General features: G+C 61.7%; 1 protein-coding gene. It reads left to right on the forward strand.

The annotated features are described in order from the left end of the window. Nucleotides 1-175: 175 nt before the first annotated feature. The coding region (locus HNQ08_RS27065; RefSeq protein ID WP_221284569.1) for a cytochrome P450 at nt 176-1,194 on the forward strand (1,019 nt) is incomplete at its 3' end.

The following is a 1,194-nucleotide window of genomic DNA, read 5'->3' on the forward strand; positions in this document are numbered from 1 at the left end:
CCCCCAATGTCCTTTTGATCACAACGCCCGCAAAACCGGCTTTGGCCAGGATCACCTCACGCCCGGGATCGAGCAGCAGGACGACGTCTGGTACCTGCGCTCTTACGCCGCTGTGCGGCAGGTCTTGCGCGACGCGGAACACATTCGCCAGGGCGCTTCCACGGACAATGTTCTGGTGACCCGGCTGCGTCCGTCCGTCATTTTCCAGGACGGCGAGGCCCACCGCGAGCAGCGAACCGCCATCGCCAACTTCTTTACGCCCAAGACCGTGCAGGAAAAGCATCATGCCTTCATCGATCACCTGACCGAGCGCCTGATGGTGCGGCTTACGCGCGCTGGAAAAGCAGACCTCAGCGTCCTGAGCATGGAACTGGCCGTGGAGGTGGCCGCCCGCGTGGTGGGCTTGACCGACTCGCTGCGTCCCGGCATGGACCGCCGCATTGACCAGCTGCTTTCTGAGAGTGACATTGCCGCTGGCGTTCCTGGCGATCTGACAGGCCGTGTCCGGAACCTGGCGCAGCAGGTCAAGGGCCTGCTGCGCATGTCGAATTTCTACCGCCTGGATGTCCGTCCCGCCATCCTGGCCCGGCGCAAAAAGCCGCAGCAAGACGTGATCAGTCACCTGATCGGCAAGGGGTACAACGACCTGGAAATTCTGGTGGAATGCTTAACCTACGCCACGGCAGGTATGGTCACCACCCGGGAGTTCATCTGCGTGGCGGCCTGGCATCTGCTGGAGAATGAGGAACTGCGGCGCGATTACCTGAGCGGCGAACGCAAAGAGCGTCACTTGTTGCTGCACGAACTGCTGCGCCTTGAACCCGTGGCCTCGACCCTGTGGCGGCGGACAGAGAGCGAAGTCAGCATTGAGCACGACGGAATGATCCACCACATCCCAGAAGGCTCCCGCATGATCCTGGACATTCGTACGGCCAACGCCGATCCAGCGGTGGTGGGAGAGGAGCCGCTGGCAGTGTGTCCGCATCGCCCGCTGCCTCGTGGCGTGCAGGCGCAGGTCTTGAGCTTCGGCGATGGAGCGCATCGCTGTCCAGGGGCCTTTCTGGCCATTCACGAGAGCGATGTCTTTCTCCATCGTTTGCTGGCCTTACCGCTTCGCATGACGAGCACGCCAGTCATGACCTTCAACCGGATGCTGATGAGCTATGAAATACGCGACTTTGGTGTGGAGCTTGA

The sequence above is a fragment of the Deinococcus humi genome (genome assembly GCF_014201875.1).
GTDB lineage: Bacteria > Deinococcota > Deinococci > Deinococcales > Deinococcaceae > Deinococcus > Deinococcus humi.